The following is a 16,348-nucleotide window of genomic DNA, read 5'->3' as shown; positions in this document are numbered from 1 at the left end:
CCCGACGCGCCGGATGCCGGGCTTCAATGTCGCGCAGCGGGCTGGGGGCCGTCAAGATGCGGTGGGCGCTCATGGGGGCTTCTTGGACCACTTCAAACATCCGGCGCGAGTGTTCACCGCGTGTTCCCCGGAGGCGCCGGCTGCCTCCGGGGAACTGTGTTGCGGGTCAGGCGAGTTGGGGCGTCACGGGACGATCTTCAGCAGTCGGTTCGGGGAGCCGGAGCCCGGGCTGGTGACCTTGCCCGTCGTGGCGCCGTTCACCAGTGCCGTGGCGACCTGTGCCGGGGTGGCGGAGGTGTGGCCCGCGAGGTAGACGGCGGCCGCGCCCGCGACGTGCGGGGTGGCCATCGACGTACCGGAGATGGTGTTCGTGGCGGTGTCGCTGGTGTTCCAGCCCGCAGTGATGGAGGAGCCGGGGGCGAAGACGTCCAGGACGGAGCCGTAGTTGGAGTAACTGGCCTTGGCGTCCGTGCTGGTGGTGGCGCCGACGGTGATCGCCGCGCCGACCCGGGCGGGGGAGTACGAGGATGCGCTGGCGCCGTTGTTGCCCGCCGCGACCGCGTAGGTCACGCCACTCGCGATGGAGTTCGCGACGGCGTTGTCCAGCGAGGTGGAGGCGCCGCCGCCCAGCGACATGTTGGCGACCGAGGGACCGCTGTGGTTGCTGGTCACCCAGTCGATGCCCGCGATCACGCCGGCGGTGGTGCCGGAGCCGGAGTTGTCGAGCACCCGCACCGCCACGATCTTCGCCTTCTTGGCGACGCCGTAGGTCGAGCCCGCGATGGTGGTGGCCACATGGGTGCCGTGGCCGTTGCCGTCCTGGGCGGTGCTGTCACCGTCCACGGCGTCATAGCCGTAGGACGCCCGGCCGCTGATCTGGGAGTGCGTGATCCGCACGCCCGTGTCGATGACGTACGCCGTCACGCCGCCGCCCGCCGTGTCCGGGTAGGTGTACGTGCCGGAGAGCGGCAGCGAGGTCTGGTCGACACGGTCCAGGCCCCAAGGAGCGCTGGACTGGGTGGTGTCGGTGAGGCGCACGGTCTGGTTCTGCTCGACCGTGGCCACCGCCGGGTCGGCGGCGAGTCTGCGGGCCTCGCCCGCCGAGAGGGTGGCCGTGTAGCCGTTCAGCGCGGCGCCGTACGTCTTCTTCACCGTGCCGCCGTACGCGCTGATCAGGCCCTTGCCCTCGCTCGACGCGGCCTTGAGGCCCGCGCCCTTCTTGAGCGTGACGATATAGCTGTCCTTGACGGCGGTGGGGGAGCCGGCGGCGAGCACCGTGCCCTCGGCCGGGGCGGCCTGGGCGGGAAGTGCGGTGAACCCGCCCACGAGGGCGGCGCTCGCCACGGAGGTGATCGCGGCGATCCGTATCTTCCTGCTCCGGACACTCTTGTCGCTCGGTGTCTTCTTGCTCCGCAGTGCTGCCATGCGAGGGAGTCCTCCTCTTGGCGGCGCGCGCCCGGGTTCGGCGCACGGCTGTGGGGGGTGCGCGCGTCGTCGCGCACACAGCCTTGGAGCGTCGCGTTCCGCCCAAGGCCGAGTAAAGCCTCGGTCATCCACGGGTAAGGCTCAAGGGAGTTGACGCCTCGTCATCAATCTGTCATGCACACGCAATGAAATATGCGTGGAACACGTTCGAGCGTCACGGGCGACGGCGGTAGGGGCCGAAAAGTCTTGGCATGGACACTTCCTGTCAACACGCGTAGCTGCTACGACAGTTGTGGCAGAGATCCTGCTAAAGGGAGGTTCCATGAGACGTTCCCGAATTACGGCATACGTGACCTCACTCCTCCTCGCCGTCGGCTTCGCCCTCACCGGGGCCGCGACGGCGCAGGCGTCAGGAACCGCCGCGGCCACCGGCTATGTGGCCCTCGGCGACTCCTATGCGTCCGGTGTCGGCGCGGGCAGCTACATCAGCTCAAGCGGCGACTGCTTGCGCAGCACGAAGGCGTACCCCTACCTCTGGGCCGCGGCCCATTCACCTTCGTCCTTCGACTTCACGGCCTGCTCGGGGGCTCGTACGGGTGATGTCCTGGCGAACCAGCTGGGCCCGCTCAACTCCTCCACCGGCCTCGTCTCTCTCAGCATCGGCGGCAACGACGCGGGCTTCGCGGACGTCATGACGACGTGTGTGCTCCAGTCCGACAGCGGCTGCCTGTCCCGCATCGCCACCGCCAAGGCCTACGTCGACTCCACGCTCCCCGGCCAACTCGACTCCGTCTACTCCGCGATCAGCTCGAAGGCGCCCGCCGCCCACGTGGTCGTCCTCGGCTACCCCAGGTTCTACAAACTGGGCGCGGCCTGCCTCGGCCTCTCCGACACCAAGCGCGCCGCGATCAACGACGCGGCCGACTACCTGGACAGCGCCATCGCCAAGCGCGCCGCCGACCACGGCTTCACCTTCGGCGACGTCAGGAGCACCTTCACCGGGCACGAGCTCTGCTCCGGCAGTGCCTGGCTGCACAGCTTGAACCTGCTGAACATCACCGAGTCGTACCACCCCACCGCGGCCGGCCACTTTGGCGGCTATCTGCCGGTCTTCACCTCGGCCGCCTGACCACCCCTCACGGAGACGTGGAAGCGGAGGCCTCGTCCGACGGGGTCTCCGTCACACATGTCACCGAGAACGGCACCGAGTTGGACGTCGTCCGGACGGGGCTGCGGACCTCCACGCTGATCTCGTTCTGGAAGATCCCGCTCGCGTTGTACGTCGTCAAGAAGATCGACTTCTGCTTGGTCCTGCCACCGCCCGACGAGAACGACAGGGTCTTCCAGCCCGGGTCGGACACCTCGCCCGTCTTCAACACCCAGCGGTACTCGACGTCCGCCGGTACACGGCCCACCGTGAAGGTCGCCGTGAAGGTCGGCGCCTGGGCCTGGGGCGGCGGGCAGGAACCGGAGTAGTCGGTGTGCGCACCCGCGACCGTCACCTGCACGGACTGGGCCGGCGGCGAACTCGTAGGAGCGCTGCTCGACGGGCTGGTCGAGGGACTGGAACCGCCGGGTGCGGCGCTGTTGCTCCCGCTCTTGCTCGCGGACGCCGAACTCCCGCCGCCGGAGCCGCTCTTGGTGCCACTTCCGCTGCTGTCGTTGCTGCTCCCGCCGCCGTTGTCACGGTTCACCAAGGCGTACGTCAGTCCGCCCAGCGCGAGTGCGAGGGCGATCACGCCCGCGATCACGGCGGCGGCCGCACGCCGGTTGCGGACGGGTTCCGTCGAGGTGGGGGAGTCGTTGGGCGGCGGGTAGGGCGTGTAACCCGGCTGCCGTCCTTGTGGACGGGTCCGGGACGGCGCCATGGGAGGTCCGAATCCCGGCGGCTGCTGCGCGGGCTGAGAGAACGAGGAGATCGTCGGCGACTGGCCGGTCGGGGACGGCGGTCCCGCGGCCGGGGAGCCGCCCGCGGCGACGAGCCGCAGATCGCTCTCGGCCTGCGCGGCGCTCAGCCGCTCGGCCGGGTCCTTCCTCAGCAGACCCTCGATCACGGGCGCGAGCGGCCCCGCGCGGCGCGGCGGCGGCAGCGGCTCGTCGACGATGGCCCGCAGCGTGCTCAGCGGGGTGTTGTGACGGAAGGGCGAGTTGCCCTCGACCGTCGCGTACAACAGGACCCCGAGCGACCACAGGTCGGACTCGGGCCCGGGCGTACGACCGAGCGCCCGTTCGGGGGCGAGGAACTCGGGCGAACCGATGACCTCGCCCGTCATCGTCAACGCCGAACTGCCCTCGACCGTCGCGATACCGAAGTCCGTGAGGACGACCCGGCCCTCGTTCGACAGCAGCACGTTGGCCGGTTTCACATCGCGGTGCAGCACCCCGGCCTCGTGCGCGGCCCGCAGGGCGGAGAGCACCTCGGCGCCGATGTCGGCGGCGCGCTGCGGCGACTGCGGACCCTCGGAGTCCAGCAGATCGGACAGGGCGATGCCGCGCACGAGCTCCATGACGATCCAGGGGCGGCCGTCCTGGGTCGCCACGTCGTACACCGTCACCACATTGCGGTTCGCGACCCGGGCCGCGGCCCACGCCTCGCGCTCTAGCCGGGCGTACATCCGCTCCACGTCGTGCGCCGCGATCCCGGCGGGCGCACGGACCTCCTTGACGGCGACCTCGCGGTGCAGCACCTCGTCACGGGCGCGCCACACGGTCCCCATACCGCCCTCGCCCAAGGGGGAGAGGAGGCGGTAGCGGCCCGCGATCACACGTTCACTGCCCGGCTCTTCGGACACGGGTGTCCCCCATTCGTATCCGCTGTGCATCCGCGTGATGTCTTTTCGCGATGTCTCTTCGCGCGATTTCTCCACAAAAGTAGCTCAGCCGAGTGCGGATGCCGCCCCCTTGAACACCAATCCAGCCCCAAGGGCGATGACGATCAACGCCGAACCCAGGGGGGCGGTCCTGCGGATCAGGGCCGCGGTCGGTCCCCCGGCCCACCGGGGACGCTTCGCCAGCGCCCGGTTCATCCCGTCGTTCAGCTTGACGACGGCGAACCCGGCCGCCGTGAGCGTCAGGGCGAGACCGACGCCGTACGCCAGGACGAGAAGTAGGCCGAACCACGCCTGTCCCAGCGCCGCGGCGCCCACCAGGACGACCACGGCTGAGGGGCTGGGCACGAGTCCGCCGGCGAATCCGAGCAGGATCGTGCCGCGGAGGGTGGGGGCCACCTCGTGGGTGTGGGTGAAGCCGCCGTGGGTGTGTTCGAGGGTGGGGGAGACGGCGTGGTCGTGCGAGTGGTCGTGCGAGTGGGGGTGGGGGTGCGCGTGGTGGTGGTCGTGGCCATGGTCGTAGTCGTGGTCGTGGGAATGTCCGCGCTCGTGCCCGTGCGTGTGCGGCTCGCTGTCCGCCGCTGCCGTCGCGGCGTGGGCGTGGGCGAGCACCAAGGGGCGTTCGTGCTCTTCGGCGTGCTCGTGCTCGTGCTCGCGCCCGTGCTCGTGGTCGTCAGCGTGGCTGTGCGCGTGGTGGTCATGGGGGTGGTCGTGCGCGTGTCCGTGGGCGTGCCCAAGCCCGGGTCGCCGCGGCCGGTTGCGCCAGGCCCGGCGTACGAGCGTGGCGCCCGCGAAGGTCACCAGGACGCCGCTGGCGATGCCGAGCCACGCGATCACGGACGGCGCCGCGGCCGAACCGGCCGTCACCAGGAGGCCGAGGGCGACCACGCCCAGGGTGTGGGTGACCGTGACGGAGGCGGCCAGCGGCAGGACGTCACGCAGCCCCGCCTTGCCGCCGCGCGCCGCGGCGGTCGCGGCCATCAGGGTCTTGCCGTGACCGGGCGCGAGTGCGTGCATCGCGCCCAGGAACACGGAGATGACCAGGGCCAGCGCGGCGAAGCCGACGGTGAGGTGATGGCGGGCCACCAGGTTGTTCAGCGCCTCGGTCCAGCGGTCGGCGCCCCGGGGCAGTACGGAGGCGCCGGGCGCCTCCGTGCGCTCCTCGGCGAGGGCGGGGCCGCCGGGGCGTATCCGCAGGGACGCGGTCGCGGTGTCGGCGGGGGAGGAGAGCAGCGCCTTGGGGTAGCTGGTCAGTTCGTGCGACACCGACTTGGCCGGTACGTCCGAGGCGGTGAGCGTCATCCGGTCGCCGCGCGCGGTGATCTCGCGCCAGCCGGGTCCACGGTCGGCCCCGGCGCTGTGGAAGCCGAGGGAGACCGTGCCCTGCTTGGGCAGCGCGGCCGTCAACCGGCACTCCACGCGCAGGGTGTTGAGCCCGGCCTGCCCGGGGCGCAGCTTCGCTCGGCTCGTGGCGACGGAGAGCGCGGCCGGATGTCCGTCGACGGTGACCTTGCTGCCGGTCGCGGCGCTCTCGCAGCGCTGCCGGGCCCAGTCCGTCATACCGAGCTTCTTCAGGTCGGGCTTGGCCTGGGTGGCCGGGATCTCGGCGAGGTCCTCGACATGGTCGACGCGCAGCTGCCCGGGGGCGGCGACGAGTCCGTCGTACCGGTTGACGGTGAAGTTGCCGAGCGGATGCGCGCTCGCGGCCCCGGTGGGGACGAGGACGAGGGCGCAGGCGGCGGTGAGGACGGCCGCGCAGGAGGCGAACAGCCGACGCGACCTCCCCTGCGGGGACTTCGCCCGCCGACCGCGCGTTCGAGGGGGCCTCACTTGTCCTCCCCCAGAGCCTTGCGCGCCGCACGGGCACCCAGGAGTGAGAAGCCCGCGTTCAGGTCGAGCGCCGACTTCAGCGAGGCGCGGGCCTCCTTCTCGTGACCGGTGGCGGGCTCGATCATGCCGCGGTGATAGAGGAAGGACGCGTTGCGATAGCCGGTGGCCGTGGCCTGGCGGGCGTACGGCAGGGCCTCCTTGTCGCGGCCGTTGACGTGCAGCGCCCAGGCGAGCGCGTCCGCCGTGTGCACGGTGTGGCGGCGGGCCCACTCGGCGCGGGCCGCCTTGAGCGCGTCCCCCCGGTTGCCGTGGTCGGCGGCGGCGAGGGCGGTGTCCAGGTCGGCGTTGACACCATAGGAGTGGGCCAGCGAGACCCAGGCGGTCACCAGGGCGTACTGGTCGCGGGCCTTCTGCGCGTCGCCGGCCCGGCCGCGCGCCTCGTACAACTCGCCGAGTTCGACAAGTGGTTGGGGGAGCGGATAGCGCTCAACGACCTGTTCCATGCCCTTGATCGCCGCCGCCTGGTCGCCCTTCGCGGCCTGGGCGCGGGCGCGGCCCTCGAGCGCGGGGAGGTAGCTGTCGTCGGCGGCCAGGGCTCGGGCGTAGTACTTCAGCGCGGAGTCGTAGTCGCCCTGGTTCCAGGCGAGTTGGCCGAGCGCCGCCGCCACGTACGAGACGTCGCCCCGGCTCGTCGCCGTGTCGAGCGCCTGCTGAAGGACGCGGCGGGCGGTCTTCACATCGCCGCGCAGCTCGTGGACGTAGGCGTACCGGGTGAAGACGGGGACGCCGGGCCGGCGCGAGTCGGCCAGGTCGGCGGCCTTCGAGGCATCGGCGTAGCGGCCGAGTTCGACGAGCGCGTCGATACGGGAGGAGAGGGCGCGCTCGCTGTACGGGTTCTCCTTCAGCACCTTGTCCGCGTAGGTCAGGGCGCCGGTGAAGTCGTGCCGTGCCGCGGCGAGGGCGGCGCGGCCCGCGAGCGCCGACTCGTTGTCGGGACGCAGCTTCAGGGAGCGGTCCAGTGCCTGCTGCGCCTGGGGGTAGCGGGAGGGGTCGCCCTTGGTGCGGGCCTGCTCGACGTAGGCGAGTCCGAGGGTGGCCCAGCTGTCGAAGTCCTTGGGCTGGGTGCGGAGATGGGCCTGCAGCGAGGTGATGCTGGCGTCGAGATCCCCACCGGCCAGCAACTCCGGTGACACGGCGCCGGTGGTGGCGGCGACCGCGGTGCCCGAGCCGTCCCGCAGGGCCCCGACGATCACGGCCCCGGCGGTGAGAGCGAGGGCCAACGAAGCGGCGCAGAGGCCGAGTTGGACCGCACGCCAGCGGCGAGTCGAGGCGGACACCCGCCGGACGGCGGCGACGCGTTCATCGGCCGCGGACGGCTGGTCCTCGGGCACCGGCAGGTGGTCCTCGGCCGCGGGCTGCTTGGCTTCGGGTTCGGGCAGGTGATCCTCGGCCACCGGCAGCTTGGCTTCGGGCTCGGGCTCGGGTTCGGGCTCGGAAGCGTCGTGCGGAGGCTGTGGGTCGGCCGTCGTCACCTCGTCGGGCTCGCCCTCCGGCGCGCTCTCGTTCGTACGCGGGGACATGCCCTCTCCTCAAAGTCCTTGGGGTGAACGGTCGTCGTGGGGGTGGGGCGGCGCGGCCCGCCGTGGGGGTAAATGGATGCGGGCCGCGCCAGTCGGTGGACCGGGCCCGGTCAAGGGGCCCGGTCGTCGCCAGGGCCGGTCAGTAGGCCCGGTTGTACATGCGGCGGCGCCACCACATGACACCGGCGCCGATCAGCAGGACCCCGGCCACGCCCGCCGCGGCGGAGCCCGCGATCAGCATGGTGTTGGTGCCGCCGGTGCCCGACTGAAGGGCGTCACCCAGCTGGTTCTTGACGCTGCTGCCGGTGCCCTTCGCCAGCGGTCCACGCGAACCCGAGGTGGGCTCGGCCACGTAGGGGAACGACTTCTCGAAGCTCTTGTCGTTCTTGTCGACCGAGTCCGACAGGCCGGTCTTCTGGCCGAGGAGTTCACCCTCGACGACCCGCAGCGAGGCATCGATCACGTCGTCGGCGAGCCGACGGCCGTTCGGGAAGCCCGCGTTGTCGCCGTCGAGCACACCGAGCCGCTTGGGGTGCATGCTGGGCTTGATCGAGGTGTTGAGCCGCAGCTCCTCCGCCGGGCGCACCTTGGGCGGCTGGTTGAGGCCCTTCACGCCCTTCAGGAACACGTCGACCAGGTCGTTGCGCGGCTCGGCGGGCGCCTTGATCTTGTAGATCGCCTCGATGAGCTTGGGCAGCTCCGGGTTGGTCACGTTCTTCAGGAACTGCGCGTCGTCCCAGGGCGAGGACGCGTTGAACTTGTCCTTGTCCTTCTGCGGGTTGACGACCTCGTTGACCAGCGGGCTGCCCAGGCGCGAGACCTGCGTGTAGTAGCCGCGGGCGTCCTTGCGCTGGACGGTGGACCAGATGCCGACGATCGGCTGCTTCGACGACTCCTGGATCATGTAGTTGGGCACCTGCAGGGCCAGCGTGTTGACGTTGTAGCCCTTGAGGGTGTCCCGCCCGACCTCGGACAGGTTGCCGCCGTACAGCAGGTCGAAGACCCGCAGGTCGGCGAAGAAGGGGTCGTCCGCCTGGCCGGCGAAGGTCGTGGAGTCACCCGCGAGCTTGTACACGGCCTGGTTGCGCAGCTTCGTGTAGTCCGGCATCGAGGCCTTGCCGACGTTCGACGGCGCGACCGGGATGTCGTCCGCGACCTTCGTCTTGGAGACCAGCTTCTGGTTGTGCAGCCGCAGCAGATCGATGTCGTAGGTCTGCGTGATGTTCAGGTCCGGGTCGTCGAGGCTGTTGACCGGGCCCGTGTTGTAGAGGAACGTGTCGCCGTTCTTGCGGTGCGTCTTGAAGGTGTACCGGTACACCAGCTCGCTCTGCGCGTCACCGTTGTTGTCGATGTGGATGTCGTACTGGGCGTCGTCGGCGAACGTGTAGAAGTTCGGCCCGCCGGCCGGCTCCTCGAAGGGTATGAAGTTCGCGATGACCGTCGTCGTGTCCGGCTTGTCCGGGCTGACGAAGGCGTACAGGTCGGTGTTGTCGTACTGGGGAGTGCCCGAGATCAGCGGGGCCTCCCGGTGACTGGAGGCGGAGGCCGCCCCGGGGTCCAGCGCGGCTACGCCGGCGGCTACGAGCCCCCCGGCAGCCAGCGCACCGCAGACGAGGGTCGCGAGACTCCTGCGTCCCAAGCCACTCCTGGAGATAGGTGTCATGCCGTCCGTCCTCAGATCCCAATTGCCTGACGCACGCCATTCGGAGCGGTCGCCGGGGTGGATTGGTCGAATCCCAAACGTTCTTACGGCGGGTTTCGCGGCTCGTTTCATCGTCGGGCCGGTTTCTTTCACGGCGCTCTCAGAGACCCCTCATCACTCTTTGGCAACCGACCCGCGTTTTGACTGCCGTGATCCGTAACCCATCCGGAGGCGCTCGCGCTGCGAACATGTAGGTGCAGGGACAGGCCGCGCGCGGCCGGAGAGGGGGGAACGAGTGGAGGCGGACGAACTTCTGGTGCTCGTGGCCGGAGGCGACCAGAAGGCATTCGAGGAGCTGTACGGGCAGGTGTCCGGGCCCGTGTTCGGACTCGTACGCCGCGTGGTGCGGGACGTGGCCCAGTCGGAGGAGGTGTCCCAGGAGGTGCTGCTCGAACTCTGGCGCTCCGCCGCCCGGTTCGACCCCGGCCGGGGCAGCGCCCTGTCCTGGATCCTCACCCTCGCGCACCGGCGGGCCGTCGACCGGGTACGCAGCGCCCGCGCGGCCACCGAACGCGAGCAGCGCGAGGGCCAGCGCGCCCATCATCCCGCCTTCGACCAGGTCGCCGAGGAGGTGGAGGCCGGGCTCGAACGCGAGTGGGTACGCCGCTGCCTGGAGCGGCTCACCACCCTGCAACGGCAGTCCGTCACTCTCGCCTACTACGACGGCTACACCTACCGCGAAGTCGCCGAACGCCTCTCCCTGCCGCTCGGCACGGTCAAGACACGCATGCGCGACGGTCTGACACGGTTGCGCCACTGCCTGGGAGGTGTGGCATGAGCGCGCGTCGGACACCGCGCCATGCGGACGGCGTGCCGGGCCGTCAGGCCCCCGCACCGACCTACGAGTTCGCCCGCCAGGGCCGTGTCCCACATTCGCGGCACCTTCCCCCCGGCTCCCGACACCCCCGTATCCGCGCCCTGGAACTGCCCAGCCGCGCCCCGCACCCCCAGGGAGGCGTCGTATGAGCGTCCTCGACCGTCTGCTGCGCCGCGATCTGCACTCGCTCGCCGCTCCCTACGCTCTCGACGCGCTGGAACCCGACGAACGCCGCCGCTTCGAGCGCCATCTGCGGGGCTGCCCCCGGTGCGAGGCCGAGGTGCGGGAGCTGGGCGAGGACGCGGTGCGGCTCGCCTGGTCCACCGCGGCACCCGCCCCGGCCGCCCTGCGCGAACGGGTCCTGACCGCCGTACGCACGACTCCGCAAGAGGCGCCGGATCCGTCGCACCCCGCCCACCCGTCGCAGGCGTTGCCGAACGGCGTGCCCCGTGGGCGCGCGGCGCACGGGCCCGCGCGCGGCCGGACCCCGCGCTTCCGGTCGCTGCTCGCCCCGCTGTCCACCGCCACCGCCGCCGCGGCGCTCGTCGTGGCGTCCCTCTTCGCCGTGCAGGCGACACAGACCCAGGACAAGCTGGACCAGGAGCGGGCCCAGGCACGTGAGATCGCCCACGTTCTGGCGGCCCCCGACGCCCGGGCGACGAGTGACAGGGATTCACAGGGCCGCGGAATCGGAGTGGTTGCCTCCGCATCGGAGCGGCGCGCCGTCGTGACCCTGAGCGGACTCGGTACTCCGTCAGGGGGGCGCGTGCACCAGTTGTGGCTCATGCGCCCCAACGTGCAACCGCGCTCCCTCGGGCTCTTCGAGGGCGACACGCCCTTGATAGCCGACGGACTGAATACGAACGCCACGTCACTCGCTGTCACCGTCGAGCCGCAGGGGGGCTCGGCACAGCCCACCACCACGCCAGTTGTGCAACTCGCCCTGAAATCGGTTGGATTCGGAGAGTGACCGTCAACACCCTTACGGGGAAGGTGAATCCTGCTCCCGCGATACACGAGTGCCACGGGGGAGCGATAGGGTTAGCCTGCCCGGGCCGGGTGGACTCGTACGGGTGGGGAGAGACATGGAACAGATAACAGTGCGCAGCAGGGCACGTGTCCCTGCGATCACCTGCGGGAGCAGCGCGACCAGTTCGCGCCTCGACCGCCATCTGGCGGTGCTGGGCGGCCCTGCCGTCCCGCAGCGCGAGACGGCCGAGGCGACTTCGCTGATGCGTGAGCTCACCGCGCGTGACACCGCGCACGACAGCAGTGGGAGGGGCGCGCGCGTACGGCGGGTCTCGCTCTTCGCCCCTCTGAAGCGACTGCGTCGTTCGCTGTTCGGCGGCCACTAGTACGGTCGCGCGGTACTCGAACCCGCGCTCAGGCGACCACACCGCCCCGGCGTAAGCGCTGCGTTCTCGCCGCCCGTCGTCCCCACGGCACGCAGCGCCGCCCCGGTGTGCTCCCCGAGCGCGGGTGCACCCCCGTTCGTCTTTTTGTGCGCCTCGTTCCCACCCGGCGGCGCGCGGTGACTCCTGTCTCCCCCCTCCCGGCCCTCGGCCGTCGTCAACCCCGGATGCCTATCCCCCGTTGGGGTTCATCGCTCCCCGGTCGCGTATCGGCGCACGGCGAGCGGCACGAACACCGCGAGGATGACGGCGCACCAGGTCAGCGCCCCGGCCACCGGGTGTGTCACCGGCCATGCCCCCTCGCCAGGCACCGGTGCGTTTCCGAAGAGGTCCCGCAGTGCCGTGGTCACCGCGCTGATCGGATTCCACTCGGCCACCGTGCGCAGCCAGCCGGGCAGGTTGTCGGTGGGGATGTACGCGTTCGACAGCAGCGGCAGGATGAACGTCGCCCCGCCCAGTTGCCCGGCCGCCTCCTCACTCCGTGAGGCGAGCCCCAGCACGATGCCGATCCATGTCGTCGCGAACCGGAAGAGCAGCAGGAGACCGACGCCGGCCACCGCCCGGAGCGCCGACCCCTCGATCCGCCAGCCCACGGCCAGCCCGACCAGCATCAGCGGCACCGTGCCCACGGCGGTGACCACGAGGTCCGCGAGCGCCTGTCCGAGCGGCACGGCGGCCCGGCTCATCGGCAGGGTGCGGAAGCGGTCCATCACGCCCCGGTGCGAGTCCTGGGCGGCCTGGAACATGCCGGTCATGATCCCGCCCGCGGCGGTCGCCACCAGCAGTCCCGGCAGCAGGAAGGCGCGGTATTCCTGTCCGGGTGTCGCGAGGGCGCTGCCGAAGACGTAGCCGAAGAACAGCAGCATCGTGATCGGCATGGACTGGGTGAGGATCAGCAGCCCGGGATTGTGCCGGATCCGCCGCAGGTGCCGCCCCAGCATCGCGGTCCCGTCGTACGCCAACGTGCTCATGTCACAAGCTCCTTGCGGTCGGTGCGGCCTCCGGTGAGGCGCAGGAAGACGTCGTCGAGCGTCGGCGGGCGCAGGCTCGCGTCGAGCAGTGGCACCCCCGCGGCGTCGAGTTCACGGACGAGCCGGGGCAGGGTCAGTGTCGGATCGGTGGTCACCGCCCCGACCGCGTGCCTCTCCGGGGCGAACGCCGGTTCGGAGCCGGTGAGCCGGTCGAGGACGGCCGCCGCGCCGGGCATCGCGTCGGCGTGGGCGACGACGACCTCCGCGTACGAGCCGATGAGCGCCTTGAGTTCGGCGGGCGATCCGGTGTGCGCGACCCGGCCGTGGTCCACGAGCGCGATGTCGTCGGCGAGCCGGTCGGCCTCCTCCAGGTACTGCGTGGTCAGCACGACGGTCGTGCCCTCGCCCTTCAGGGTGCGCACGGCCTCCCAGATCTGGTTGCGGCTGGCCGGGTCGAGCCCGGTGGTGGGTTCGTCGAGGAAGAGCACCTCGGGGCGGCGGATCAGGCTCGCCGCGAGGTCGAGGCGGCGCCGCATACCGCCCGAGTAGGTGGACGCGGGCCGGTCGGCGGCATCGGTGAGCCCGAAGCGTTCGAGGAGTTCACCGGCGCGCGTGGGAGCGTCCCGCATCCGGTGCAGCCGCGCGAACAGCCGCAGGTTCTCCCGGCCGGTGAGGTCGCCGTCGACGGAGGCGTACTGCCCGGTGACCCCGATGGCGCCGCGCACCGCGGCCGCCTCCCGTACGAGGTCGTGCCCGGCGACCCGCGCCGACCCCGCGTCGGGCCGCAGCAGCGTGGTGAGCAGGCGCACCGCCGTGGTCTTGCCCGCGCCGTTCGGTCCGAGCACACCGCACACGGTGCCCTCGGCCACCGCGAGATCGAGCCCGCGCACCGCGTGGACGACCTCCCCCTTGGTTTTGAAGCTCTTCCCCAGGCCTTCACTAAGTACGGCGTACGTAGTTGTCATGGGGCGACCATAGCGCACTACGTACGCTGTACGTAACTAGGATGGTGGTGAGGTGATCGACGACATGACAGGGCGCAGTGCCGTACCCGAAGTGATCTGGGCCCGCCCCGAGCGCGCGGGCCGTGGTCCGCGGGCGGCGTACCGCCGGGTGGACATCGCGGCCGCCGCGGTGCGGATCGCGGACGCGGACGGGCTCGAAGCGGTCTCGATGCGGCATGTGGCCAGCGAGCTGGGCTGCGGCACGATGTCGCTGTACAACTACGTCCCGCGCAAGGAGGACCTGTACGAGCTGATGGTTGACGCCATCAGCGGTGAGCACGACTCCTGGGAGCCGACGGGCGACTGGCGCGCCGACATGCTCCGCGTCGCCCATCAGACCCGTGCCCTCATGCACCGCCACCCGTGGCTGCCGCGTCTGATGTCCCCGGTCTACGGCTTCAGCCCCAACGCCCTGCGCTACCTGGAGCACTGTCTCGTCTGCCTCGACCCGCTGGACGCGTCGTACGGCACGAAGATGGAGCTGATCGCGATGCTCAACGGCGTGGTGACGACGTACGTCGGCAACGAACTGGCCACCGCCGAACGTACCCGCTCCCTGCCCTGGTCCGAGGAGCAGGAGCAGGCGATGCGGATCGCCTACCTCGGCAGCCGGATCGCGACCGGCGCGTATCCGCGGATGGCGGCCGCCTTCACGCAGGACGCGGGCCCGATCGACCTGGAGGCGGTGTTCGAGCGGGCGCTGGGGCGGGTGCTGGACGCGTTCGAACCAAAGGGTTAGATCTACGGGGCTGTCGGACCTACGGGGCTGTCGGACCTACGGGGTCAGATGAGCGCGAACTGTCCTTCTGGGCCCTCTTCGTGGTGATCGAGGACGGACGCGGGCCGGTGCGCCGCCTCCGGAACCGGCAGCACGCCCGCCTTGCGCAGCTCGGTCCGCGTGATCGGCGAGTCGATCGTCAACTCGGCCAGCTGGGGGCGGAGTTCCGCGAGCAGTGTCAGCACCGTGATGAGCTCCAGGAGCTCGGACGTCCACACCTGCGGCCAGCCGGCGGGCCGGATCGCCTCCAGGGTGCCCGGCCCGGCCGGTTCCGCCGGCTCGGTCCTGGCCGCGAACCACTGCTCCAGGACCCGCACTCCGCCCACCTCGAAGTCCCAGGCCTCCGGCGGCACGGGCGAGATACGGCCCTCGTCGAGGAGGAGGGCCTCCTCGTCGCGGTCGTAGCGCACGTCGAGTGGGCGCGACGGGAGCGGGGCGCGGACATAGGGGCGGCGGCCACCGGGGAGCTTGGGGCGCTCGCCGTCGCGGCGCATCAGCCACAGCATCCGGCGCCCCAACGCGACGCCGTTCGCCCACGCCTGCGGGTCGGCGGTGAGCGGGACGGCACACCCGTCCCGGTCCGATCGCGCGACCGCGACCGTCCAGGCAAGGACGTCGTCGGGTTCGGGCAAGTGGCCGAGGCGGGCGCCGAGGTGCTCCAACAGGCCGGGCGCCAGATTCGGTTCGAGGCCCCCGGGGCGCCGGTGGAGGGGGCGGACACGGCCACCGCGACCGGCGCTCAGCGGCAGCACGGACGCGACCAGCAGCACCGGCCCCGACGTGTCCGGCACCGCCGTCTGCTCCACCACGAACATCTGCCGCTCGTCGGCCACCCGCCACAACTCGGGGCGCGCCGCGTCGATCAGCCGGTGGTCCGGGATCAGCCACTGCTCGTCGAACGGTCCGTGCAGGACGCGTACCGGCTCCGGACAGGGCCCCGACTCCCGCTCCAGCCGGGCCGTCCCACTGGACTGTCCGGGCAGCTGCCCGACGGCCGAGTGCGTGGTGCGCGAGCGCGTCGGGCCGAACAACGCCTCGCGGCCCTGCCCCTCGGCCTTCATCAGCGTGTCCCAGCGCGCCTTCAGGGACGCCGCGTCGGGCCCCGTCGGCCACCCCCGGCCCAGCCTCGGCGGTGCGACGGACCACGGCATGAGGTCCGCGAGCAGCGGAGCGTCGGCGTGCGTCACGCCCGGCATCGTACGACGTGGGCGCCGCGCGCCGGTCTCGTACGTCATCGTCAGTGGGCGTCGAGGGTGACCGTGAAGGAGAAGCGGTCACCGCGGTAGTGGATGCGGGCCACGTCCAAGGCACGGCCGTCCTCGCCGTGCACGATGCCCGTGTAGTGCAGGATCGGGCTGAGCAGCGGCACCTGGAGCAGCCGGGCCGTCTCCGGATCCGCGAGCCGCGCCTCCACCGTGTCGGTGATCCGGCTGATGCGCACGCCCACCACGTCCCGCAGCACCTTTGTCATGGGCCAGCGCACCAGGTCCTGCGGGTCGATCAGCGCGGCCAGTTCGGGACGGACGTAGTTGCGCGCGTGGTTCGTCGGCTCACCGGTCTTCTCGTCACCGCGCAGCCGGTGGTACGTCCCCACCTCGGCCAGATCCGGGAAGTGCTCGGCGAGTTCGGCCGGCACCGGCACGCTCCCGTGGTCCAGCAGCTCGGTCGTCATCCCCGACTGCTGCGCGACGATCGTGTCCACCGAGCCCAGCAGCCGCACCGGAGCGCCCCGTTGCGCGCTCGGCTCGATGAACGTGCCCCGCCGCCGGTGGCGGGTGATCAGCCCCTCGTCCTCCAGCTCCTTGAGCGCCTGCCGCATGGTGAGCACACTCACCCCGTAGTGGCCCGCCAACCGCTCCTCGGTGGGCAGGCGCAGCGGGTCCTGGGGCGAGCGCCCGAGTATCGAGGCGCGCAGGGACTGCGACACCTGGTACCAGAGCGGGAGTTTGCGGTTCAGGACGATCGAGTCCGGGGCGAAGGAGGTCACGAGGGATATCCGTA

General features: G+C 71.2%; 14 protein-coding genes. 5 read left to right on the top strand and 9 right to left on the bottom strand.

Translation table 11 applies throughout. From position 1 onward, the window contains the following. Positions 1-183: 183 nt before the first annotated feature. On the bottom strand, positions 184-1,425 hold the full coding sequence (locus tag ACFZDJ_RS22240; RefSeq protein WP_390934033.1) for a S8 family serine peptidase: 1,242 nt from the start codon (positions 1,423-1,425) through the stop codon (positions 184-186). 322 nt (positions 1,426-1,747) lie between these two features. On the opposite strand from ACFZDJ_RS22240, the gene ACFZDJ_RS22235 reads away from it, so the two are divergent. Continuing rightward, positions 1,748-2,554 carry a GDSL-type esterase/lipase family protein gene (locus ACFZDJ_RS22235; protein ID WP_391060897.1) on the top strand — a complete coding sequence of 269 codons (807 nt, stop codon included), beginning with the start codon at positions 1,748-1,750 and terminating at the stop codon, positions 2,552-2,554. Positions 2,555-2,561: 7 nt separating this feature from the next. Here ACFZDJ_RS22235 and ACFZDJ_RS22230 read toward each other — a convergent pair whose 3' ends face one another. From ACFZDJ_RS22230 to ACFZDJ_RS22215, 4 genes are all read right to left on the bottom strand, one after another. Continuing rightward, positions 2,562-4,217, bottom strand: coding sequence for a protein kinase (locus ACFZDJ_RS22230; RefSeq protein ID WP_391060895.1), 1,656 nt, complete (start codon positions 4,215-4,217; stop codon positions 2,562-2,564). 84 nt (positions 4,218-4,301) lie between these two features. Next, entirely contained in the window at positions 4,302-6,083 is a 1,782-nt protein-coding gene (locus ACFZDJ_RS22225) for a sulfite exporter TauE/SafE family protein (protein ID WP_391060893.1), read from the bottom strand. Next, positions 6,080-7,663: a tetratricopeptide repeat protein gene (locus ACFZDJ_RS22220; protein ID WP_391060891.1), complete on the bottom strand. Its 1,584-nt coding sequence runs from the start codon at positions 7,661-7,663 to the stop codon at positions 6,080-6,082. The genes ACFZDJ_RS22225 and ACFZDJ_RS22220 overlap by 4 nt, the downstream gene beginning before the upstream one ends. A gap of 139 nt (positions 7,664-7,802) precedes the next feature. After that, entirely contained in the window at positions 7,803-9,326 is a 1,524-nt protein-coding gene (locus ACFZDJ_RS22215; protein WP_168490256.1) for a DUF4331 domain-containing protein, read from the bottom strand. 274 nt (positions 9,327-9,600) lie between these two features. On the opposite strand from ACFZDJ_RS22215, the gene ACFZDJ_RS22210 reads away from it, so the two are divergent. The 3 genes from ACFZDJ_RS22210 to ACFZDJ_RS22200 all read left to right on the top strand — a co-directional run bounded on the left by ACFZDJ_RS22210 (position 9,601) and on the right by ACFZDJ_RS22200 (position 11,537). After that, a complete protein-coding gene (locus ACFZDJ_RS22210; RefSeq protein WP_384906354.1) occupies positions 9,601-10,143 on the top strand; it encodes a sigma-70 family RNA polymerase sigma factor in 543 nt (180 codons plus the stop codon). A 184-nt stretch (positions 10,144-10,327) separates the two neighbouring features. Continuing rightward, positions 10,328-11,152, top strand: coding sequence for an anti-sigma factor domain-containing protein (locus ACFZDJ_RS22205; protein ID WP_389593283.1), 825 nt, complete (start codon positions 10,328-10,330; stop codon positions 11,150-11,152). A gap of 115 nt (positions 11,153-11,267) precedes the next feature. Continuing rightward, positions 11,268-11,537 (top strand): hypothetical protein, encoded by a 270-nt coding sequence (locus tag ACFZDJ_RS22200; RefSeq protein WP_054231078.1) that lies wholly within the window; start codon positions 11,268-11,270, stop codon positions 11,535-11,537. Between the two features lie 245 nt (positions 11,538-11,782). Here ACFZDJ_RS22200 and ACFZDJ_RS22195 read toward each other — a convergent pair whose 3' ends face one another. Continuing rightward, complete coding sequence (locus ACFZDJ_RS22195) at positions 11,783-12,565, bottom strand: ABC transporter permease (RefSeq protein ID WP_390934039.1); 783 nt, start codon at positions 12,563-12,565, stop codon at positions 11,783-11,785. After that, positions 12,562-13,530 carry an ATP-binding cassette domain-containing protein gene (locus tag ACFZDJ_RS22190; protein ID WP_391060888.1) on the bottom strand — a complete coding sequence of 323 codons (969 nt, stop codon included), beginning with the start codon at positions 13,528-13,530 and terminating at the stop codon, positions 12,562-12,564. The genes ACFZDJ_RS22195 and ACFZDJ_RS22190 overlap by 4 nt, the downstream gene beginning before the upstream one ends. A gap of 64 nt (positions 13,531-13,594) precedes the next feature. Here ACFZDJ_RS22190 and ACFZDJ_RS22185 point away from each other — a divergent pair, with 64 nt between their 5' ends. Beyond that, entirely contained in the window at positions 13,595-14,308 is a 714-nt protein-coding gene (locus ACFZDJ_RS22185; RefSeq protein WP_391060886.1) for a TetR/AcrR family transcriptional regulator C-terminal domain-containing protein, read from the top strand. A 44-nt stretch (positions 14,309-14,352) separates the two neighbouring features. Here the strand turns inward: ACFZDJ_RS22185 and ACFZDJ_RS22180 are convergent, their stop codons facing one another. Then, entirely contained in the window at positions 14,353-15,543 is a 1,191-nt protein-coding gene (locus tag ACFZDJ_RS22180; protein ID WP_390934169.1) for a type ISP restriction/modification enzyme, read from the bottom strand. A 41-nt stretch (positions 15,544-15,584) separates the two neighbouring features. After that, on the bottom strand, positions 15,585-16,334 hold the full coding sequence (locus ACFZDJ_RS22175; protein WP_101406031.1) for a GntR family transcriptional regulator: 750 nt from the start codon (positions 16,332-16,334) through the stop codon (positions 15,585-15,587). Positions 16,335-16,348: the final 14 nt, after the last annotated feature.

This window comes from Streptomyces sp. NPDC007896 (genome assembly GCF_042959425.1).
GTDB lineage: Bacteria > Actinomycetota > Actinomycetes > Streptomycetales > Streptomycetaceae > Streptomyces.
Note: the sequence above shows the minus strand (reverse complement) of the source record. Positions and strands in the feature narration are given on the sequence as shown.